This window comes from Actinopolymorpha rutila (assembly GCF_013407855.1).
Taxonomy (GTDB): domain Bacteria; phylum Actinomycetota; class Actinomycetes; order Propionibacteriales; family Actinopolymorphaceae; genus Actinopolymorpha; species Actinopolymorpha rutila.
Window position 1 is genome coordinate 39,740 of the sequence record NZ_JACBZH010000001.1, and the last position, 22,248, is coordinate 61,987.

A 22,248-nucleotide genomic window follows, 5' to 3' on the forward strand; every position below is an offset into this window, starting at 1 on the left:
CCCCACCGCAGGGAGAAAGTTGTGAGTGACCAGCAGCCCCACGACGACGACATGCCAACCGGCGACGCCACGTCGGGCGAGCGACCGGCGTCGTTCCACGGGTCGCACAACGGCTCCGGGAACGGTTCCGGAAACGGCTCGGGAAGCGGCTCCGACGATGCCGGTAGCGGTTCGGAGCGCGCGGGGGAGCGCCACGGCGAGCAACGCCCGGAGAGCGTGTTCGACGTCGACCCCGGTGCCTACGAGGAACACATCGGGGTCGGGCGTCCCTACCAACGCCCGCCGCAACCCCAACCCGACGACGACACCTCCGGGTCGGGCTACGGATCGGGCTACGGCTCGGGACAGGACGAGCCCCCGTCACAGTGGTTCTTCACTTCGGTGCCTTCGTGGGCGCAGCAGCGCGATGACGAGGGACGAGACCAGTACCCAGCCGGCGACGACGCCGAGAGTGCCTCGGGCGCCGGGTCCGCGTCGGAACCATCGGAGCCGGCGGAACCCGTGGCCGCCGATGATTCGTACGCCGTCGGCGACGGTGGGCGGCCGGGCACGCAGGAGGATCACGGCGGCGAGTACGACGACTACGCCGACGAGTCGGAGCACGACGGAGCCGCGGAGCGCTCCGAGGAAGCCGGCACCGGCGCGACGGTCGACTCGGGCGGGGCGGCCGAGCCGACGACCACGGTCCCGGTGACGAACGACCCGGCCACAACGGACCCGGTCGCTTCCGACCCGGCCACAGCCGGCCCGGCGGACGACACCGGTTCCGGCACTGGTTCCGACACCTCGCGGCAGTCGTACACGGGGGAGGCCGCGACGAGCGCTCCGGCTCGGGGCGACGACACCGGCTTCAGCCTCGGCTTCGGGCCGATCTCCTCCCAGCCGCCGTCGCGCTGGTCGCCGCCGGCCAGGAGCCAGGGCGGCAGGCGAGGCGCAACCGAGCCGGCCGGAACCGAGCCGGCCGGAACCGAGCCGGCCGGAACCGAGCCGGCCGGAACCGAGCCGGCCGGCACCGGCTCCGAACGTTCACAGCGACCGGCCGCGTCCCAGGGGCGAGCCGCACAGGCGGGATCGACGTACGAGCCCGCGCGGTCCGGGGCGTCGACGCCGGCCGAACCCCACGGCGGCGCACGGTCGGCGCCCGCCTCGACGGCACCGCCGTCTCCGGCCGCAAGGCGCCGAGGCGAGGAGTCCCCGACCACCAACGGCAACGGCAACGGCTCCGACCAGAGCACTCCGGTGGACCAGGGCTGGAGCCAGCCACGGCACAGCGCCGAGGCCGACCGGAGCGGGTCCGAGCGCCTCACCAACGAACGCCGTGCCACCGAACGCCGTGCCACCGAACGCCCGGGTGAGCTCCGCCCCGCCGAGCAACGACCGGGCGACCATGCGCGCGGCGGTCCCGACAGCGGTTCGGCCGCCACGGTTCAGGGAGTCAGCAGGTTCGGCCGTCCGGGCCGCAGCGACAGCCCGGCGCGCGCAAAGGAGCTGGTGCTCGACGTGCCGCCGATCGGTGACGACGAGGACGAGGCGTTCATCCGCGACCTGTCCACCCAGCGCCGCCGTCCGGTGCCGCGCTTCGGCTGGCAGGGCGCGTTGTACCGCCTCACCCGGATCAACGCCGGCCCGAGCCGGCGGGACCGCCAGGACATGGACCTGCGCGAACGCCTCAACCGCCAGCTTCGGCGTACCCGCGGCTACTGCGGCTACATCGGCATCGCCTCGGAGAAGGGTGGCGTCGGCAAGACCACGCTGGCCGCGCTGCTGGCCGCCGAGATTGCCGAGGGGCGCCGGGAGTCGGTCGGCGTGGCCGACCTCAACCCCGACCTCGGGACGCTGCCGGACCGGTTGGGCGTCCGGCCCACCCATTCGATCCGTGACCTGCTCGCCCATGTCGAAGAGATTCCGTGGCGCTACCACGTGCACGACTTCATGGAGAAGGTCCCGGAGATGAACGTCCGGGTGCTGGCCGCCTCCACCGACCGCAAGATCCGGCACCAGCTGAGCATGGCCGACGTCGAACTCCTCGCCGAGTTGTTCGCGCCGTTCTTCTCGTTCGCGATCCTCGACAACGGCACGCACATCACCCACGAGGCGATGCTCGGCACGCTGCGCGTCGCGCACGGAATGGTGCTGGTCACCGACAACACCAAGGACGGCGCCAACCTCGCCCGCAAGACGCTGCAGTTCCTCAGCGACAACGGGTTCCCGGACATGCGGCGGCGGGTGGTGCTCGCTGTGGTGGCGAAGGAGACGGCGAGCCCGGTGAAGGTGCGCGCGATCGAGCGCGCGTTCGCCGACCACGTGCGCGAGATCGTCGTGGTGCCGTACGACCCCTCTCTGGACGGCGGCGGCAAGATCCCGTTCCGCGATCCGAACGCCGTCAACAAGATGTTGCGCCCACAGACCCGGGAGGCCGTCCGCCGGCTGGCCGCCATCCTGATCGACGACCTCGTGTCCTGAATGGGCGGCCGGCAGGCGCCCGGGCCCGGCCGGTGGGTCGGCATCGACCTGGGTACGACGTTCTCGGCGGTGGCCCGGGTCGACGACTTCGGCCGGGCCGACGTGCTGCCCAACCGGGACGGCGAGCGCACCACGCCCTCGGTGGTGTTCTTCGACGGGGAGCAACCTCTCGTCGGGACGATGGCGCGCCGGTCGGTGGCGACGTCGCCGCTGGACGCGGTGCGCTTCGTCAAGCGGGCGATGGGTGATCCGGCCTGGCGGTTCGAGACGTCCGGGGGCACCGGCTACGGCCCGGAGGAGATCTCCGCGCTGATCCTCAAACGCCTCAAAGAGGACGCCGAACGCGCGCTGGCCGGCGAGGTGACCGACGCGGTGATCACGGTGCCGGCGTACTTCGACGACGCGGCCCGGCGGGCGACGATCGCCGCGGGAACGATCGCCGGGCTGACCGTACGCCGGGTCGTCAACGAACCCACCGCGGCAGCGCTCGCCGCCGGGCTGGTCACCGGTCCCGGCACTGCCGACGGCGGCCCTGCTGACGGCGGCTGGACCGGGTCCCTGCTGGTGTACGACCTCGGCGGCGGCACCTTCGACGTCACCGCGCTGCGGGTCGAGCCCGGCGCGGTGCACGTGCTCGCCACCGCCGGCGACCGCAACCTCGGCGGCTTCGACTTCGACAACGCGCTCATGCAGCTCCTGGACGAACGCTTCCGCGCGGCGGGCGGGCCGAGCCTGCTGGCCGACGACGCCACCGAGGTGGACCTTCGTGAGCGTGCCGAGCTTGTCAAGCACACCTTGACAAGCGTCGACCAGGCGATCGCCCACCTGGCCGCGGACGGATTCGCGCACTCCGTCACCGTGACGCGGGACGACTTCGAACACCTCACCTCCGCATTGCTCAGCCGTACCCGCGACACCGCCGAGCAGGTGGTCGAGGAGGCCGGCCTGACCTGGCCGGCGGTGGACCGGCTGGTGCTGGCCGGTGGTTCGACCCGGATGCCGATGGTGCGCCGGATGCTGACCGAGATCTCCGGCCGGGCGCCGGACGCGACCGCCAACCCCGACGAGGTGGTGGCCCTCGGCGCCGCCCGGATGGCACACCTGCTGGAGCAGGCCGAACGCCCACCCGAGCCCGCGCCGCGAGGACGCTCTTCCCGGCTCCGGTCGAGGGCCCGGTTCGGACTCCGGCAGCGGGAACGCACCGAGGAGTCCGAACGGTCCACGACGGGCTCAACGGGATCGTCAGGGTCGACAGGCATCCGGATCGCCGTGCACGACGTGACGTCACGCGGCCTCGGTCAGATCGTCTTCGCGCGTGACACCGACGTTCTGGTCAACCACGTGATCATCCCGCGCAACTCACCGATTCCGGCGGAGGAGTCGTCGGTCTTTTACACACGGTACGAACGGCAAGGTGAACTCGGTGTCAGCATCACCGAGGGGGACGACACCGATCCAGCGCATGTCCGCGTTCTCGGCGACCAGCCCATCCGGGTGGTGCAGTATCCGAAAGGTGCGCCGTTCGAGACCACGCTCGCCTACGACGCGAACCAGATCATCTTCGTTCACGTGCGCGACCTGACCACCGGTGAACTGGTCGGCACCTTCGAGATCGAGCACGTGCTCAACCCGAACGCCGATCGGGTCGCCGCCTCGACTGCGCGGATCCGGTCGATCGCGCCGCTCTAGTACAGACCCTGGTACTCACCGACCGCCGGGTATCAGGCGTTCGTCGTCCTTCCGGCGCCCGGCGCGTTCCAGGCGCGCGGCGACCCGGGCCGTCGCCCTGCTGTCGGTGGCGTGCGGGCGGGCACGCAGCCAGTCCGCGACCTGGTCACCCGCGACCAGGTGCACCACCGCTCGGGTGGCGTTGTCGCGTGAGCTGACCAGAGCGATCTCCAGCGGAGCGTCTGGCCGAGCCGACCCCCACAGCGCCACCACCACTCCGAGGTCCACGTCGCTCAACCAGGGCACGTCCCCGGCCGCCGCCAGGAGTTCGCCCAGAGGGCGAAGCCGGGCCGCCAACTGCGGGGCGTCACCGTCCAGTCCGTAGGCGTCGATGTGGTCGGCGCCCCGGTCGACGGAGGTGAGGGCGAGCGAACCCTCCCAGGTGCGGGACTCGACGACGTACACCCCACCCGGTCCGGCGACAAGGTGCTCGGCGACAAGCCCACCGGGCAGGGCGAGTCCGTCGGCCACCGTCCAGTCGCCGGGCAACGAGGCCAGCATCGCCGCGGTCCGATGCGCTCCACGGGAGGCGAGCGCGACCGTACTCGCGGCTGCGGCCGGCACGTGCCGGACCGCCCCACGGCGGAAGGTCAACCGCCCGCGCGAACGGAGGACGACGAAGACCACCGCCACCGCGAACCCGCCGACCGGAACCGCGGACGGCGCGAGGAAGCTCAGGAAGCTCGCCACCACGAGGACGGCATGGGCGCCCACCGCCGTCGACAACCGGGCAAACCTCCGGCCAGTCCCTGTGGGCACCCACACAGCCAGGGTCACCACGCCGAGGAACGTCCAGAACACCGTGCCCAGCCACAGCGGCACATCGGTACCCAGCCCCGCACCGGCGACCTGGGTCACCCGCGACGTGACCAGGCAGGCGAGCAGCAGGGACAGGATGGTCAGCGCGCCGTCGCGACTTCGGCGTCCCCACCAGACGAATCCCGCCGCCACGAGGCCTGCCGCCGCCAGCGCGATCGTCGCACCGTCACCGAGAGCCAGGACAACCACGAGGAACAGCCCCATCGCGACCAGGACGCGGCGGAACACGCGAGAGCCGGCCGTCACGTCACCTCGGCTCGCCGGGAGGTGGCGGTGGCTTGCTGCCAGGGTTCTTCAGCGCCTCGAGCACTTCCTCGTGCCGGCCCTCGGCCTGGTTCCAGTCCTCGATCCGGCGCTGCTCCACGGCCTCGTCCCGGCGCCTGCGCAGTGCCGGCGCCTGCGCCCTGGTCACGGTCATCCGGCCCTGGTCACCGGCGAAGGTCTGCGTCCGGCCGGCCTGCGTCGTCATCCGCCCACCGGCGACGGCACCCTGCATCCGGCCCCGGCGTACCTCCGTACGCCACTGCCGCGATCCGCGTTCGTAGCCGAGGCCCTCGGCCGCCTCCGCGCCGGCCATCGCACCGGAGCGGGCACCGCTGCGTACACCGCGCTGCATGAGGTAGGCACCGCCGACCGCGGCCCGCGTGCGGGCGGTCGCGCCCGTGTCGGCCGGCACCACGCCTGCCTGCGCGGCCTCCTGTACGACCTGCGGCGCGAGCGCACCGGTGCGCAGCGCGGAAAGGATCTTCCAGATCGCGGCGGTGGCCACGAGCATCAGGAAGATCTTGATCACCATGCCGCCCTGGGCGACCTGCAGGATGTTCAGCACCGCGAGCAGCAGCGCCAGCACCAAACCGAACACGCAGCGCAGGAACACCGCCTGCACCATCACGCCGGCCATCATCCGCACGATCCGCCGTGCCGGTGGGAACGCCGCGATCGCCCCGATCACCGGCAGGAAGATCCAGGCCATCAGGAACACCGCGTGCCAGAAGATGGTGAGCAGGGCCAGCAGGCCGACGAAGACGAACGCGATCAGGTTGACGAACAACGCTGCGATCGCGGTGGCCATCCGCCCGGTCGGCTGGGTGCCCTCCCAGAACTCGTAGTTCTGCGGGTAGACCTGCGCGATCTTGTACTGCACGCCCTTCCACAGGAAGTAGTTCTGGCCGGTGTCGACGCGTTTACCGTCGGCCTCGTCGATGGTCTGGTTGCGCGACAGCGACTGCGCCACCACCTGCTGGACGGCGAGGTTGATCTTCGGTCTGTCCTGCCCGGGTGCGACCGGCCGGTCGTCACAGCGGTACTCGATGCTGGTGACGCCCTTGGGGCGTTGGTAGGCGGGAGCCTGGCTGTTCGGACAGTAGTTCTGGGAGCCGACCTTGAGGTCGTCCACCTTGAGCTGGCGTTCGGTACCGAACTGGCCGTTGACCCAGGGCTGGAACAACAGCACCTCGTAGAGCATGCAGGACGAGACCCGTTTGCCGAGGTTGTACGTCAGCGCGCGGGGGGTGTCCTGCGGCGGCCGCATGCCCTGGGAATCGCCCTGGGACCGTGCCTGGCTCGGCGTGGCCACCGTCGGCAGGTAACACGCGCTGGACGCGTCGGTGTTGCGGTTGATGATGGCGAGGTCCATCACCGCGGAGTTGAACTCCGAGGTGTACTTGTCCACCGCTCCGGTCAGCTTGACGTAGTTGTTCCCGGTGAGGATGGCGGTGATGGCCACCACGATCAGGGCGGAGCTGATCACGCCCGCGTAGGTCTCCCGGGAGTCGGCGCGGCGATGGATGCGGGTCAGCACCCACAGGCCGCTGACCGCCACCGCGAGTGCGATCGCGGGTACGCCGATCCTGTCGTTGAGGTTGGTGAGCAGGCTCTGCTGGGCGTCGTAGAACGTCTCGAACGGCGCTTCGTTGCTGGCCAGCTGCTTCATCCCGATGGTGAGGCCGCCGAAGAAGCCGCCGAAGGAGAACAGCATCTGCGCGATGCCGGTGGCCGAGGCGTCCATCACCGAACACTGCGTCTCGAAGTTGTCCTCCGGGTGGGAGGTGTCGAACTTCTGCGTGCCGTCGCGGACCTCGGTCTTGAGGGCCTTGGGGGTGTACGACCACAGCAGCCCGCGCGGACCGGCGACCTCGAACAGCGTGTGGTCGGAGGGGTTGGCCTGCCGGCCGCGCTTCTGCTTGTCCGGGTCGGCGCCGGGCTCGACGTCCTCCTTGGCGATGACCGGGATCCACGCCGTCATCCCGGAGCCGCCGTGCTCGGGACCGGCGTTGGTGATGTTGCCGCTGCCGAACGGACAGTCCCACGGCGCGGCACTCGCCGGCCGCATCGCGACCGTGACCCCGAAGACCGTTCCGGCCACCACGCCGAACGCGGCGAGCAGCCGGCCGGCGCGTAGCCACCGCTCCCGCCAGGCGCGCCGACGAGACCCGTCGGCGGGACCGGCTGGGCCGGCTGGACCGGCGGGCCGAGTCGGCTCGGCCGAGGATGCGGGGACGGCGAGCAGGAACTCCCCGCGGTCGGCACGGGTCCGGGCACACCGCCTGCGGGCCGACGCCCGACGGGGCGCCGGTGGCGTGACCGATTCCTTGCGGACTCTCATCTGCCCGGTGTAGTCCCAACTGTCCCGGCTGTCACCACTGTCATCGCTTCCCCCGTGTGCCCGGCCGTCCTCGCCGCCGGTGTGTTCAGGTTGTGGCTGGTTCGTGGCGCGTTGGTGCGCCCTAGCCACGATAGGCGTCCACGTCGCCTTTGTGCGTGCGGAGACCCCCGGATGTGGACATTCGGTGCCGGGTGCGCCGAACAGTCGCCGGCCACCCGGCTCACCCGTCGGCGGGAGCCCGGATGCCTCCCGGGAGGGATGGCCTCCGCCCGCGCCGCGACGAGAGTCGTGGGTGCAGAACGATGCGGCGGGACCGCCGCTCCGACCGTGACGCTCCCGCCGCCCCACCCGCTTTCCACCAGCCCTCCGCCAGCGGGCTGCGCGCGGCCCTCTGAGAGTCGTGAAAGGTGTGTGTGTGCCCGATGAGTACCGCCACGTCCTCGGAAGGGACCCTGCGCCGGCCCGCGTTCGACTGGCCGCGGCACGCGCCGACGGTGGCGCTGGTCCCGTTCGCCGCCTACACCGCGGCCGCCCTGGCGTGGTTCGCCGGCGGGCCCTATCCGTTCGCCCGGCCGGCCAACCCGGAGAGCAACTTCCCGGACCACTGGCTGGCCGGCATCGACCCGGCCGTGGTCGAGGGAGCCACCGCGGGAGCGGGCGCGGTGGTGGTCGCGACCCTGCTGCTGATGCGGTCGCGGGTGACCGCCGGCCGGCCGGTGCTGCTGGCGGTCGGCTGGGCGGTCTCGGCGTTCCTCACCCTCGTGCTGCCGGGGTCGGAGGCGCTCGTCGGCATTCCCGGGTTCAACCTGCTCACGCTCTTCCGGCTGGCCTGGCCGACGCTGCACCTGCTGGTGCTGGCGTACGCCGGGGTCGCGCTGGCCGTGGCCACCCTCGGCTACCAGCGGGCGACCCGGGACGCCTGCGTGCACTGCGGACGCGACGACAAGCGCTGGTCCGGCTGGACGAAAGCCCGCTGGACGCGGGTCGGCCGGGCCACCGCGCTGACCGCGTTCGCCGCTCCGTTCGGGTACGCCGTCCCACGGGTGCTGTGGGCGGCCGGCATCCCCGTCGGCACGACCCCGGAGTTCCTCGACAAGATCAACGCCGCGAACCCCGGGCACGGCACCGCCATCATGGAACTCAGCCTCGCCGCGATGGCGGTCACCGGCGGCGTACTCTGCCTCGGCCTCACCCAACGGTGGGGCGAGGTCTGGCCGTGGTGGGTCGTCGGGCTGGCCGGGCGGCGGGTCCCGCGGTGGTTCCCCGTCTGTCTGGCCGGTGCCTGCGGCGCGGGCCTGTTCGGGTACGCGACCATGCTGGTGCCGGGCCTGGTGCGGTTCCTGGTGGGCCGGCCGGTGACGTTCGACGACACGGACGTTCGCATGACCCTGGCCTCGAGGTGCCGGCGTTCTCGCTGCTGCTGTGGAGTACGTCCGTGCTGGCGTCCGTGGTCGCGTACAACTACCGAACCCGTGGCCGGTGCCGGCACTGCGGGCGGATGTCAGGATGACGCTCATGGCCACGACGTTCGTCCTCGTGCACGGCTCCAACGGCAACGCCTCCAACTGGTCGTCCCTGCAGCGCGAGCTCGCCCTGCTCGGCCACCGCAGCCTGGCGGTGGACCTGCCCGGGCACGGCTTCGGTGCGACCTTCCCGGCGGCCTACCAGGCGCCGCAGGACCTGGCCGCCCTTGCCGCGGCTCCGTCGGCGATGGCGGGCGTCACCCTGGCCGACAACGTGGACCACGTCACCGGCGTCCTGCGGCAGGCCGCCGAGCACGGGCCGGTGATCCTGGTCGGGCACAGCCGGGGCGGGGTCACGCTGACCGCGGTCGGAAACGCCGTGCCGGACCTCCTCGACCGGATCGTCTACGTGTCCGCGTGGTGCTGCGTCGACCTGACCCCGGGCGAGTACATGCAGGGTCCGGAGTACGCGAGCAGCGCGCTCGGCGACACCATGGGCCTGCTCGTCGGCGACCCGGCGGCGCTGGGCGCGATCCGGATGAACTGGCGTACGGCCGAGCCCGGACTGCTGTCCGCGCTGCGCACGGCGATGCTGGCCGACGGCACCGAGGACGAGCTGCACTGGTTCCTGAACACCCTGGAGCCGGACGAGAGCCTGGACGCGGGCGGCCCGGACGACCGCACCCGGGCCGCGACATGGGGCCGGATCCCGCGTACGTACGTCCGGCTCACCGAGGACCGCTCGATCCCGGTCGCGCTGCAGGACCGGTTCATCGCCGAGGCGGACGCCCTCACCCCGGACAACCCGTTCCAGGTGCACTCGCTGGACAGCAGCCACGTCGGTTTCCTGATCCGGCCCCGGCAGGCCGCGAAGATCCTCGCCGGCCTGACTGAGGACGGGTCGGGCAACGGGTCGGGCAACGAGGGGTAGTGCGGTGAGAAGGGGGCAGCGGTGAGGACGACGGTCACGGCCGGTACGACGGCCCGGCTGCGGGCGTGGGGCCGGGCCCTGTTGTTCCTGCTCGTGGGCACCGGCGGCGCCATTTCGGTCGGGCTGTGCGCGTGGTTCCTCACCCTGCCGGTCACGCTGAACCTCGAACCGGCGTGGACCCGCGCCATCCTGGTCGTCGTCACGGCGGTGGTCCTCGCGCTGGCCATGGGCCTGCTCATCCCGGCCCGCCGTACCGAGGTCGTCCTGGCCGAGACGCTGCTCGGCGCGCGGTTCCCCGACGGGTGGCACCGGCAGCAGCAGGCCGGGCGGCTCGAACGCGTCCGTACGTCGCTGTGGTTCACCGCGCACCTGCTGGGCGGCGCGGCCGTGCTCCTCGCCGGCGTGGTGGCGGTTCCGGTCGGGGTCGGGGTGGCCGGCGCGCCGTGGACGGGAACCGCGGGAACCCGTCCGCTCGGCGTGCCGGTGCTTCCCGTGCTCGGCACTGGGTCGGACCTGGTGGTGGTCGCCGTCGGCGCCGCAGCCGTCGTGGTCGGCGCGGCGGTCGTGGTCGGCCTGCCCCTGGTGGCCACCTGGCCGGCGGAGGTGATGCTGGGCCCGTCACCGCGGGAGCTGATGGCGATCACCGCGACGCAGGCCGCCCGGGCCGCCGAGCGCAACCGGGTCGCCCGCGACCTGCACGACTCGGTGGGCCACAACCTGAGCATCATCTCGGTGCTGGCCACTGCCGCCGTACGTACGCCGGAGGAGAGCGCGGTACGGGCGTACTGCGAGGACATCGCCGGGGTCGCGCGGTCCGCGCTCACCGACCTCGACGAGGCACTGCGCGTCCTGCGCGCCGGGACCGACCCCGACCACGGATCCGACGGCGGTTCCGGCCCGGACACCAGGTCCGGCGGAGGGGACACCGACGCCCGTACCCTCGCCGACCTGGACACGCTGCTGGAGCGGCTGCGGTCGGCCGGGCGGCGGATCGACGGGAGCGTACCCGCGGCGGTCGGCTCGGTACCGGAGCCGGTGAGCCGCGAGGGCTACCGCATCGTCGCCGAGGCGCTGACCAACGCCGCCCGCCACGGCACCGACGACCCCACCGAACTCACGCTCACCCTCGCCGGGGACCGGCTGAGGATCGAGGTGGCCAACCGGGTCGGCTCGGCCGGCCGCGGGCGCCGGGACGGCGGGCGCGGCCTGGTCGGCATCCGGGAACGCGTGAGCCTGCTCGGCGGCACCCTCGCCGTCGGACCCGACCACGATGCCGCGGGGTGGTGGCGGCTGCACGCCGAACTCCCCGGAGCCGCGGCCCGCACCCGTCCCGGCGCCCGCCCCGGCCCCGGCACCGAACCCGGCACCGAACCCGAACCAGACCCCGAACCCGACTCGGCACCGACCTCGACCACCAAACCGGCACCGGAGCAGACCAGATGAGCACGAACATCAGCGTTCTCGTGGCCGACGACGAGCCGATGATCCGGCACGGCCTCGCGGCGATCCTCGCGCCCGAACCCGACATCGCCGTCGTCGGCGAGGCCGGCGACGGCGCCGAGGCGGTCTCGGCGGCCGGTCGGCACCTGCCGAACGTCGTCCTGATGGACATCCGGATGCCCCGGGTGGACGGCATCGAGGCGACGCGGACCATCACCGCCCGCTGGCCCGACCGGGTGAAGGTGCTGGTGCTCACGACGTTCGCCGACGACGACTACGTGACCCGGGCGATGCTGGCCGGCGCCTCCGGCTTCCTGCTCAAGCGGTCGTCGGGTGAGGAGATCACCCAGGCCATCCGCACCGTGCACGGCGGTGAGTCGCTGCTGTTCCCGGCGAAGGTGCGCGCGATGTTCGGGTCGGCCGGAGCGGCCCACGACGCGCATCCGGGGTTCCACAAGCTCACCGCCCGGGAGGCGGAGATCCTGACCCTCGTCGCGGACGGGCTGTCCAACGCCGAGATCGCCCGCCGGCTCTACGTCAGCGTGGAGACGGTGAAGACGCACGTCGCCTCGGTGCTCACCAAGCTGGAGGTACGCGACCGTACCCAGGCGGTGGTGCGGGCCTACCGCGACCGGTTCATCACGCCCTGACGCCGACCCTCGCGCGCCCGGCACCCCTATCCGGCGAAGATCGGCAACCACCGTACGATCTGCGTTCGTGTCGTGCAGTGTGCCGAGATCTGTGAGCGTCACCGCCCGCCGGGACCAGTCCCCGGCGCGCCGTTACGTGCTCGCCTTGCTGGCCGTCCACGCACACGACGTCGCCGACGTGCTGTGTCGCTGACTCCAGCCTCCGACCTCCTCAGTGCACCTGGGGCAGGCGTCGCGCGCCGGCGTCACACCAGCCGCCGTACACCGCCGCACGCCGTCCCGGGTGCTCGTGTCCTCACCGGGCCGCCCGCTCCGGCTCCCGAGCCGACCGGCCTCCGGTACCTTCCGAAGGGCTCTCCATGCGTCACGTTCCACCTCTCCTCACCCGGGCCGCGGCTGTCGGCGTCGCCCTGGCCACTCTCACCGCCGCCGCCGCGTGCGGTTCGTCCGGCGGTGACGACAACGCCGGCGGCAGCGCGAGCGGCGGCAGGTTCGATCCCGCGAAGTGCCAGGGCGGCACGCTGTCGGTCCTGAACCAGAAGGACATCACCCACCTCGACCCGGCCCGCCTCTACACCTCCGGCGGCGGCAACATCCCCTCGCTGCTGTTCCGTACGCTCACCACCCGCAACCGCGCGGCCGGCGCCGAGGGCGCGAAGGTCGTCCCCGACCTCGCCACCAACACCGGTGTCGCCAGCGACGACGCGAAGACCTGGACCTACACGCTGCGGGACAACCTGAAGTTCAGCGACGGGTCGAAGATCACCTCCCAGGACGTGAAGTACGGCATCGAGCGGTCGTTCGCGCCCGAGCTTCCGGGCGGTGCGCCGTACCTCCGCGACTGGCTGGCCGGCGCCGCCGACTACCAGGGCGTCTACAAGGACCCCGCCGGGATCAAGGCGATCGAGACCCCGGACGCGAAGACGATCGTGTTCCACCTGCGCAAGCCGGAGGGCGACTTCCCGTTCCTCGCCACCGCGACGCAGTTCGCCCCGGTGCCGAAGGCCAAGGACACCGGCGTGAAGTACGAGAACAAGCCGGTGTCCAGCGGGCCGTACCAGGTGGAGTCGTACCAGAAGAACAAGAAGCTGGTACTCACCCGCAACCCGCACTGGTCGCGTTCGGTGGACAAGAACCGCCTCGCCTGCCCGGACCGGGTGGAGATCACCTCCGGCCTGGACGCCGCGGTGATCAACCAGCGGATCTTCACCGGCGCCGGCAAGGACGCGAACGCCGTCACCACCGACACCGACCTCGGCCCGTCCGAGCTCGCCCGCCTCGGCAACGACCCCGAGCTGGACAAGCGGGTCGCCAAGGGCCACTTCCCGTTCCTGTACTACATCGCGTTCAACGTCAAGCAGAAGCCGTTCGACGACCCGAAGATCCGGCAGGCGATCTCCTACGCGGTGAGCCGTACGTCGGTGATCAACGCCGTCGGCGGCACCGCGCTCGCCGACCCGGCCACGACGTTCCTGCCGGCGCAGAAGTCGATGGGCTACCAGAAGTACGACTACTTCCCGGCCGGCAAGGCCGGCGACCCGACCAAGGCCAAGCAGCTGCTCGCACAGGCGGGTCACCCGAACGGCCTCACCGTGCCGCTCACCTACGTCTCCGACTCCAAGGACGGGACCGGACCGGGCGCGGCCACCGCGATCCAGGACGCACTGAAGAAGGCCGGCATCACCGTCAAGCCGCAGGGCCTGGAGACCGACGCGTTCTACGAGCAGACCGGGGACCCGAAGAAGGAGCCCGGGATGATGCTGTTCGGCTGGGGCGCGGACTGGCCGTCGGGGTTCCCGTTCCTGCAGCCGATCTTCGACGGCCGGCAGATCCCGCCGCAGGGCAATTACAACCTCGCGCAGTATGACGACCCGAAGGTGAACGCGGAGTTCGACGAGATCGCGAAGATCACCGACCCGACGCAGGCGGCGAAGCGCTACGGCCAGCTCGACGCCCAGCTGGGCAAGGAGGCGTTGACAGTCCCGCTCTACACCACCAAGGACCTGGTGATGTACGGCAAGAACGTCAGGAACGCCTTCGTCAGCGACTGGACCGGCAAGTACGACGTCACGATGCTGTCGGTGAAGTGAGCAGCCCGGTGAGCAGTAAGTGAGCGCCACCGTCTCCACACCGCCGCCCGCGTCCGGTCCCGAACCGGACGCGGGGGCGGCGGCGCCCGCGGGCTCCGGCGGCGGGCGCGGCAGGCTCGGCGGCCGGGGCGTCTGGCGCCGGTTCACGTCGAGCCGGGCCGCGGTCGTCGCGGCGGCCGTGGTGGGGTTGCTCGTCCTGGTCGCGGTGTTCGCGCCGCTGCTGGCCGCCCTGGAGGGGCAGGACCCGACGACGTTCCACGACGCGCTGATCGACTCCGGCCGCGGCGGCGTACCGCTCGGCTCGTTCGGCGGGATCAGCGCCGACCACTGGCTCGGCGTGGAGCCCACCACCGGACGCGACCTGTTCGCCCGGGTCGTCTACGGCGCCCGGGTCTCCCTCGGTGTGGCGATCGGCGCAACCGTGCTGCAGGTGCTGATCGGCGTCACGGTCGGGCTGGCCGCGGGCGTGGGCGGACGGCTGCTGGACAGCCTGCTCGGCCGGTTCATCGACCTGATCCTGGCCTTCCCCGGGCTGGTGTTCTCCATCGCGCTGCTGGCGATCGTGCCGTCGTCGTTCCCGCGTCCGGTGCTGCTGGTGGTCGTGCTCGGCGTCCTCGGCTGGGCCGGGGTGGCCCGGATCGTGCGCGGCCAGACGCTGACGCTGCGGGAGACCGACTACGTCGCGGCCGCCCGGCTGGCCGGGGTGCACCCGGTGCGGGTGGCGCGCCGGGAGATCCTGCCCGGGCTGGCCGCTCCGGTACTGACGTACGCCGCACTGCTGCTGCCCGGCAACGTCGTGGCCGAGGCGGCGCTGTCGTTCCTCGGCATCGGCGTACGCCCGCCGACGTCGTCGTGGGGGCAGATGCTGTCCACGGCGACGACGTGGTTTCGCGGCGACCCGACGTACGTGCTGATCCCGGCCGCACTGTTGTTCGTCACCGTGCTGGCGTTCACCCTCGCCGGCGACGGCCTGCGGACGGCGCTCGACCCGCGGGCCAGGGCACGGGTGCAGGGACGGGGACGGGGGCGGGCCTCGTGACCGGTTACCTGCTGCGCCGGCTGGCGGGCGCCCTGGTGGTGCTGCTCGTCCTGTCCGCCGTGGTCTACACGATCTTCTACCTCACGCCGGGCAACCCGGCACTGCTGGCCTGCGGCAAGGGATGTACCCCGGACCACCTGAAGGTCGTCGAGGCCCAGATGGGCGTCGACCAGCCGATCTGGGTGCAGTACTGGCACTTCCTGCAGGGCCTGCTGGTCGGCCGCGACTTCAGCGCCGGACCCACCGTCGACCACTGCCCGGCACCCTGCCTGGGCTACTCGTTCCAGACCGACGAGCCCGTGCTGGCGCTGCTGTTCGACCGGCTGCCGGTGACGCTGTCGCTCACCCTCGGCTCGCTGGTGATCTGGCTGGTCGTCGGCGTCGCCGCGGGCGTGGTGTCCGCGCTGCGCCGGGGCCGCACCGCCGACCGGCTGGTGACGGTGACCACCCTCGCCGGGATGTCCGCGCCGACGTTCCTGGTGGGCATCCTGCTGCTGATGCTGGTGTGCGCGTACCTGCGCTGGCTGCCGTTCCCGTCGTACGTCCCGCTGCACGAGGACCCGGCGGCCTGGGTGACCAACCTGGTGCTGCCGTGGGTGACGCTGGCGATCGTCCAGGCCGCCGTCTACACCCGGATCACCCGCACCGCGATCCTGGAGACGCTGGCCGAGGACCACATCCGCACCGGCCGGGCGTACGGCCTGACCGAACGCTCGATCGTGGGCCGGCACGCCCTGCGCAGCGCGCTCACCCCGCTGGTGACGCTGGTCGCGCTCGACCTCGGCGCCCTGCTCGGCGGTGCGGCGATCACCGAGAGCGTGTTCGGACTGCCCGGGCTCGGCCAGCTGCTGGTCGACTCGGTGCGGGTGGTCGACCTGCCGGTGGTGGTGGGGCTCACCCTGCTGTCCGGCTTCTTCATCGTGCTGGCCAACGCGGTCGCCGACCTGTTGTACGCGGTGGCCGACCCGCGGGTCAGCCTGGGCGAGGACCGGCTGGGCCGGAGGGGCGCATGACCGACAACGACGACCTCCTACGGCCGGTGGTGTCCGTACGCGACCTGCGGATCGGATTTCCCGGCGCGACCGCGGCCGGTGCTCCGCTCGCCGTCGACGGGCTGTCGTTCGACCTGCCGCCCGGCGGCGGGCTCGGCCTGGTCGGCGAGTCCGGCTCGGGGAAGACCGTCACCGCGCTGACGCTGCTCGGGCTGCACCGGGGCACCGACGCGCAGGTGTCGGGTGAGGTCGAGGTCGCCGGCGTCCCGGTCCTTTCCGCGCCGGAGGAGAAGGTACGCCGGATGCGGGGCGCGGAGGTCGCGATGATCTTCCAGGACCCGCTGTCAGCGTTCGACCCGTACTACCGCGTCGGGGACCAGATCGGCGAGGTCTACCGGCTGCACACCGGCGCCGGCCGGCGGGCCGCCCGCGAGCGCGCCGTCGAGGTGCTCGACCGGGTGCACATCCCCGACCCGCACCGCCGGGTGGACGCGTACCCGCACGAACTCTCCGGCGGTATGCGGCAACGGGCGCTGATCGCGATGGCGCTGGCCTGCGAGCCGCGGGTGCTGGTCGCCGACGAACCCACCACCGCGCTCGACGTCACCGTCCAGGCGCAGATCCTCGACCTGCTGGCCGAGCTACGGGCCGACACCGGGATGGCGCTGATCCTGGTGACGCACGACCTCGGCGTGGTGGCCGGCAGCGTCGACGACGTGCTGGTGATGAGCGCCGGTCGGGAGGTCGAACGCGGGCCCACGGCGCGGGTGCTGGGCGCGCCCTCCGCGGCGTACACGCGTCGGCTGCTGGCGGCCGTGCCCCGGGTGGACGTGGCACCGGACCGCGCGCGGGCGGGATCCACGGAGAGCGGGGAAAGCGGGGAGAGCGCCGGGGCCTCGAGGGTTACGGCGGGCGAGGGCGAACGCGACGCCGCTGACGACGTGGTGATGACGCTGCGCGGCGTGCACCGCGACTTCCCCGGTCGGCGCGGCCGGGCCGGGCGGCGGGAAGTCGTGCACGCCGTCGCGGGAGTCGACCTGGACCTGCGGCGCGGCGAGGTGCTCGGCGTGGTCGGGGAGAGCGGCAGCGGAAAGACGACGCTGGCCCGGATGATGGTCGGCCTGCTGCGGCCGTCCGCCGGTGACGTACTGCTGGGCGGCACCGACCTGGCGAAGCTGTCCGGACGGCGGCTGCGCGAGCGGCGCCGCGAGGTGGCGATGGTGTTCCAGGACCCGGCGTCCTCACTCAATCCCAGGCATACGGTCGGCGACAGCATCGCCGAGCCGCTGCGGGTCCGGGGCGCCCGGCGGTCGGAGATCGGCGCGACGGTCGCGGACCTGCTCACCCGGGTGGGCCTGGACCCGCACCGGGCCGGTGACTACCCGCACGAGTTCTCCGGCGGCCAGCGGCAGCGGATCGGGATCGCCCGGGCCCTCGGCGGTCGTCCCTCGGTGCTGGTCTGCGACGAGCCGGTGTCGGCGCTGGACGTGACGACGCAGGCGCAGGTGCTGGAGCTGATCGACGAACTACGGGCGGAGTACGGCTTCGCGGTGGTGTTCGTCAGCCACGACCTCGCCGTCGTTCGCCAGGTCAGCGACCGGGTGGCGGTGATGCGCCGAGGCGAGGTGGTCGAACTCGCCGACGCCGAGGTGTTGTACGAGGACCCGCGGCACGAGTACACCCGCGCACTCCTGGCGGCCGTACCCGTCCTGGACCCCGAACTCGCCCGGGTCCGCCGCGCCGAACGCCGTCAGCTCGCCCGTCCCGGGCGCTGAACCCCGACCGGCACGGGACCCGGTCCGGCGCTCTCGGACCGCGCCCCTCGAGCGTGAGCCCGGGTCCGGGGCGGAGTCCTAGGAGTCGACCCGGCTCAGGTCGGTGAGGAACTCCTCCTCCTCGGCCGGGTCGTCGTCGCCCGGGCCGACCACATGCCGGGTCGACGCGGCCGCGGCCTCGTCCACCAGCACCGACGCCTCGTCCACCCAGCGCCACTCGTCCACGTCGGGCGAGGGGTCGATCGCCTTGAACCGCGCCTCCAGGTGCGGGTTGGACTGGATCGCCGCGGCGAACTCGAAGAACGCCCGGTCCACCTCGACGCTCGCCAACTCCGCGTCCACGTCGCGCATCACGCACTCGCCGTCCCGCATCGACTTCAGCGTCTCGATCATCGACCGCTCCGCCGGCGCTCGGTTCAGCAGCGGGAGCGTCTGCGCCGCGTCGGCGTCGGAGTGGTGCCGGAACGCGAACACGGTGTGGATCTGGTTCGTCCCGGCGGCCTTGGCGTCCAGGTCCTCGGACTCGATCCGGGCCAGGTCGCCCGCCTGTTGGGTGATGAGCACGATCCCGATGTTGAAGGCGCGGCCCTGCTTCAGCACGAAGCTGATCAGGTCCCGGCCCTCGCCGGTGCTCGCCACGCTGTACGCCTCGTCCACGAACAGCAGCTGCGGCCGCCAGCCCTTGACCGGGTGGCGTTCGGTCGTCTCCTCCAGCATCTGGAAACCGAGCCGGGTGACGAGGTAGATGATGCCGCGGGCGATGTTGGCCGAGGAGCTGTTGCCGTGCGCCCGGGGCAGGCCGCGCAGGGTGATGATCGTGCGCCGCTTGCCGCTGTCGTCGACCACGGCGCTGGCCTCGCGGGCGAACGCGACCCGGGCGTAGGGGTTCTTGCGCAGGTCCTCCAGCACCGCGGCCGCGAACCGCAGGTCGCGTACCTCCGTGTCGGCCACGCCCGCGTCCTTCACCCGGTCGAACTCGTCGACGACCAACTGCAGGACGTTCCACGTGGTCGGCCGGGGCACCGCGCGCTCGACCTCGGTCCGGGCGGCACCAGGGTGCGCGGCGCGGTAGGCGGCCACCTCCCGGTCGTACTCGTTGAGCGTCCGCGAGAACGCCTCCACGACGTACCCGCTGATCCGGCTCCACGCGACCTCGCCGAGGAAGATCTCCAGCATCGCCTGGGCGTGCATCCGGCCCTCGGTGACCGTCGACGCGGTGAGCAGCGGGTCGAGGTTGCCGGCCCGTCCGCGCAGCGGGTCGATGATCTCGGTGTCCCGCCAGTACTCCTCGTTGATCGGCTGGAACGGGCACCCCGGGCGGCCCAGACACCCCTCGCCGGCGTGCCGCATGAACTCCGGGTCGAGCACCTGCGAGCCGAACGCCAGGAAGTACGCCATCCGGGCCGCGTCGATCTTCGGGTCGATGAACACGCACCGGACGCCGGCCTCGGACTCGTAGTGGAAGACCTTCAGCGCCAGCGTCGTCTTCCCGCCGCCGGACGCGCCGACCAGGACGACCCCGGCGCCGTTCTCCCGGGCGATCGCGGAGTGGGCGGAGTAGTGCACGGGGTTGTGGCCGTCACGGGTACGGCCGACCAGCATCCCCTCCCAGCCCTTGGCGATCCCGTCCCGGCCGACGACCGCACGGTCGCCGACGTGGGTGGCGGTGGTGAGCAGGGCGACGCCGAGCTGGTCCAGCTCCTGCAGCCGGCGGAACGGCGCGATCCGGCCCACCGGCGAACGGTCGCCGTCGCCGGGCAGCATGTTGTAGAGCAGGCGGTACTGCAGTCGCTTGGGTCGCAGCACCGTCGCGTCCAGCGTCTTGGCGAACAGCCGCTCGATCCGCTTGCGGCGGTTCTCCAGCTCCTCCGGCGTGGACGCGGCGATGGTGAGCAGCAGCTGGGACTCCATGCCGGGGAACGGCCGGCTGTCCTGCTCGTCGACGAGGTGGTTGGCGCGTTCGACCTGCTCCACCAGCAGGGAGTCGATCCGGGCACTGGCGCGGTCCATGTCGCGCGCCTCGTCCTCGAGGTTGTCCCGGATCTTCTTGCCGCGCTCACGGAACTCCTCCGGCGGCAGCAGCACGCCGCGCCAGGAAACCACCACCGGGAAGTCCAGCCGCTTCAGGGTCCGCCCCCACGCGCGGTTCTTCGCGAACCGGATGGCGTCCGGCCAGCCGGTGGCGACCAGGGTGGTGAGGTAGGTCTTGCGGTCCTCGCCGGTGTCGTCGTCGATGACGCTCACCTCGAGCCGGCTCTTGTGGTTGGGCGCCCGGAAGTCGGCGGCCAGCTCGAACTCGTGCGCACCCCAAGGTCGCCGGTCGATCGCGCCGTCCTCGGGGATCGGCAGATGCCCGAACAGGCAGGTACGGACGATGCGGACCAGGTCGCGGCGCATCAGCGGCTGGGTGGCCACCCCGGCGTCGACCGCGACCGCGTACACCTCGTCGGCACGTTCGTGCCACTCGGCGACGACGTTCGGGTCGAAGTACTCGTCGTGCACGCCGGTGGCCTGGTCGGCGATCGCGGCCACCGCCGCCGAGGCCGAGCCGCGGCCGTCGCCGAGCTGACCGATCCGCATCAGGAAGACCACGTCGTACTGCGAACCCAGCCGGTCGTTCGACGTCGCCCGGGCCGCCTCGCGGCGGATCAGCCTTCGGTAGTTGTCGGTCGGCCGCCAGGAGCGTTCGACCAGGTCCAGCGCCCAGCCGGTGAGGTCGGGGCGGCGCGGGACCAGCATCACCTGGAACTGCGGGCGGTGGAACTCCCGGCCGAGCTGGTGCATCAGGTTGGGCAGCTTCAGCGCCTCGGGTACGAGCTCGTCACTGGAGATGTGCTCGTCGGTGGTGGTGTCGACGAAGAACCCCGTCCAGACCGAGCGGCCCCAGACGAAGATGACGTCGTCGCCGTAGCGGTAGGGGAGGCGTTCCCGCTCCGCACGCGGCTCCTTCGGCTTCTTCCGCGCCGCGTCCTCGTCACCCCCGCCGACGTTGAACACGAAGATGGCCACCGCGCCGAGGCCGACGACGGCGAGCGCGAGGAGAGGAAGGAGGTAGTAGAGCGGATTCATCGTCGGTGACCCCTACTCACGGACTGGGTCGGATGCCGGGTCGGATACCGGGTCTGGATACCGCGTCGGTTGCCGGATCGGAAACGGTCGACGACGCGGACGGGTCCGGTTCCTCGTCGTACGGGTCGTACGGGTCGTGCTGGTAGTACGGGTCGTACGGGTCGGCGGGGCACGGTCGCAGCAACCGCTCAGAGCGTTGCGCCCGGGCCCGCGCCAGCGCCTGGTGCCAGCGTGGGTGCACCGGCCGCCACAGGATGACCCGCCAGTGCACGATCTCCGGCTCGACGTCCTCGGCGAGTCCGTGGATGCGGCGCGGCTGCAGGAAGAGGTAGTCGACCGCGACCAGGATGTTCTGTTCGGTGGTCAGGCCGTTGCGCCACCGTCTCGGCCAGAGTACGTACAGAGTCACCGCGATGGCGAGGCAGCCGAGGATCGTCCAGACGTTCAGCGCCAGCCCGGGCACCACCGGCGCGGCCAGCATCACCCCGCCGAGCAGGCCGAGGAACGCGATGCCGCCCGTCACCAGGGCACGCAGGTCGATGCCGCCGAGGATGGTCAGCGGCACGCCGTCGGCGAGGTTCCACAACTTCTTGCGCCGACGTTCGAGGTCGGTGTGGTCGTACGCGACGTACTGTCCGGGTGGGTCCGCCATCGCTCACCTCCTCCGGGTCGCTCGCGGGACACTCGTCGACGCGGTGGGCGGGCACGGGCACCTGGTGCCTGCTCCAGCCCGCTCGGCACGCCCGACTGTCTGCCGGCGTGCCGTGCTCAGCCGCCGATCTGCCGGCCGATCGCGCTCAGCAGTGAGGCGATCCCGGACGCACCACCGATCAGCAGCGCGGCGAACGCCACCACGCCCATGTTCTGGATCGCCTCGCGGAAGTTGTCACCCCGCCGGATCGCGAACATGATCTTGAACCCGATGATGATGATGGCCACGGTCAGGGCACCGATGGCCACCCCGGCCAGCAATCGTTCGATTCGGCCGAAGAGCGCGTCGAGCTGGGAACCCCCCGACGCGAGAATCCAGATTCCGGTCACCTCGGCTCACCTCCCTCGTTCCTTGGTGACGTACGTCTGCGACGCCCGTCGTTGTTGACGCTCCGTGGACCTGGGTCGTCCTTGGCTGCCCGGGTGACACACGCGGCGCGTGCACTGTAGTGAACTCGCCACCCGAGCGCGCG

Annotated in this window: 17 protein-coding genes; 10 read left to right on the forward strand and 7 right to left on the reverse strand. The window is 72.0% G+C overall.

Translation table 11 applies throughout. The features are described from left to right. Positions 1-21: 21 nt before the first annotated feature. Entirely contained in the window at positions 22-2,463 is a 2,442-nt protein-coding gene (locus F4554_RS33370; RefSeq protein WP_179785469.1) for a nucleotide-binding protein, read from the forward strand. After that, on the forward strand, positions 2,464-4,152 hold the full coding sequence (locus F4554_RS00170) for an Hsp70 family protein (RefSeq protein WP_179785470.1): 1,689 nt from the start codon (positions 2,464-2,466) through the stop codon (positions 4,150-4,152). 15 nt (positions 4,153-4,167) lie between these two features. On the opposite strand, the gene F4554_RS00175 is transcribed toward F4554_RS00170, so the two are convergent. The 4 genes from F4554_RS00175 to F4554_RS00190 form a co-directional block, all read right to left on the reverse strand. Next, positions 4,168-5,256, reverse strand: a complete 1,089-nt coding sequence (locus F4554_RS00175; RefSeq protein ID WP_179785471.1) for a nuclease-related domain-containing protein — start codon at positions 5,254-5,256, stop codon at positions 4,168-4,170. A 1-nt stretch (position 5,257) separates the two neighbouring features. Continuing rightward, positions 5,258-7,615 (reverse strand): hypothetical protein, encoded by a 2,358-nt coding sequence (locus tag F4554_RS00180; RefSeq protein WP_179785472.1) that lies wholly within the window; start codon positions 7,613-7,615, stop codon positions 5,258-5,260. A gap of 556 nt (positions 7,616-8,171) precedes the next feature. After that, positions 8,172-8,408, reverse strand: a complete 237-nt coding sequence (locus F4554_RS00185; RefSeq protein ID WP_179785473.1) for a hypothetical protein — start codon at positions 8,406-8,408, stop codon at positions 8,172-8,174. A 102-nt stretch (positions 8,409-8,510) separates the two neighbouring features. Continuing rightward, positions 8,511-8,780, reverse strand: a complete 270-nt coding sequence (locus F4554_RS00190; protein ID WP_179785474.1) for a hypothetical protein — start codon at positions 8,778-8,780, stop codon at positions 8,511-8,513. Positions 8,781-9,130: 350 nt separating this feature from the next. Here F4554_RS00190 and F4554_RS00195 point away from each other — a divergent pair, with 350 nt between their 5' ends. From F4554_RS00195 to F4554_RS00225, 8 genes are all read left to right on the forward strand, one after another. Next, positions 9,131-10,009 carry an alpha/beta fold hydrolase gene (locus F4554_RS00195; protein ID WP_179785475.1) on the forward strand — a complete coding sequence of 293 codons (879 nt, stop codon included), beginning with the start codon at positions 9,131-9,133 and terminating at the stop codon, positions 10,007-10,009. A gap of 21 nt (positions 10,010-10,030) precedes the next feature. Next, complete coding sequence (locus tag F4554_RS33375; protein ID WP_179785476.1) at positions 10,031-11,452, forward strand: histidine kinase; 1,422 nt, start codon at positions 10,031-10,033, stop codon at positions 11,450-11,452. Next, complete coding sequence (locus F4554_RS00205) at positions 11,449-12,099, forward strand: response regulator transcription factor (RefSeq protein WP_179785477.1); 651 nt, start codon at positions 11,449-11,451, stop codon at positions 12,097-12,099. Before F4554_RS33375 ends, F4554_RS00205 begins: the two co-directional genes overlap by 4 nt. Before the next feature lie 67 nt (positions 12,100-12,166). Beyond that, entirely contained in the window at positions 12,167-12,292 is a 126-nt protein-coding gene (locus F4554_RS32815) for a hypothetical protein (protein WP_272955864.1), read from the forward strand. 166 nt (positions 12,293-12,458) lie between these two features. Further along, on the forward strand, positions 12,459-14,189 hold the full coding sequence (locus F4554_RS00210; RefSeq protein ID WP_179785478.1) for an ABC transporter substrate-binding protein: 1,731 nt from the start codon (positions 12,459-12,461) through the stop codon (positions 14,187-14,189). A gap of 19 nt (positions 14,190-14,208) precedes the next feature. Beyond that, entirely contained in the window at positions 14,209-15,228 is a 1,020-nt protein-coding gene (locus tag F4554_RS00215) for an ABC transporter permease subunit (RefSeq protein ID WP_179785479.1), read from the forward strand. After that, on the forward strand, positions 15,225-16,241 hold the full coding sequence (locus F4554_RS00220; protein ID WP_179785480.1) for an ABC transporter permease subunit: 1,017 nt from the start codon (positions 15,225-15,227) through the stop codon (positions 16,239-16,241). The genes F4554_RS00215 and F4554_RS00220 overlap by 4 nt, the downstream gene beginning before the upstream one ends. Continuing rightward, positions 16,238-17,995, forward strand: coding sequence for a dipeptide ABC transporter ATP-binding protein (locus F4554_RS00225; RefSeq protein WP_179785481.1), 1,758 nt, complete (start codon positions 16,238-16,240; stop codon positions 17,993-17,995). Before F4554_RS00220 ends, F4554_RS00225 begins: the two co-directional genes overlap by 4 nt. 78 nt (positions 17,996-18,073) lie before the next feature. Here F4554_RS00225 and F4554_RS00230 read toward each other — a convergent pair whose 3' ends face one another. The 3 genes from F4554_RS00230 to F4554_RS00240 form a co-directional block, all read right to left on the reverse strand. Further along, complete coding sequence (locus F4554_RS00230) at positions 18,074-21,064, reverse strand: ATP-binding protein (RefSeq protein ID WP_179785482.1); 2,991 nt, start codon at positions 21,062-21,064, stop codon at positions 18,074-18,076. Positions 21,065-21,080: 16 nt separating this feature from the next. Then, entirely contained in the window at positions 21,081-21,716 is a 636-nt protein-coding gene (locus tag F4554_RS00235; RefSeq protein ID WP_179785483.1) for a PrgI family protein, read from the reverse strand. Between the two features lie 116 nt (positions 21,717-21,832). Further along, positions 21,833-22,105 (reverse strand): hypothetical protein, encoded by a 273-nt coding sequence (locus F4554_RS00240; protein ID WP_179785484.1) that lies wholly within the window; start codon positions 22,103-22,105, stop codon positions 21,833-21,835. Positions 22,106-22,248 lie beyond the last annotated feature (143 nt).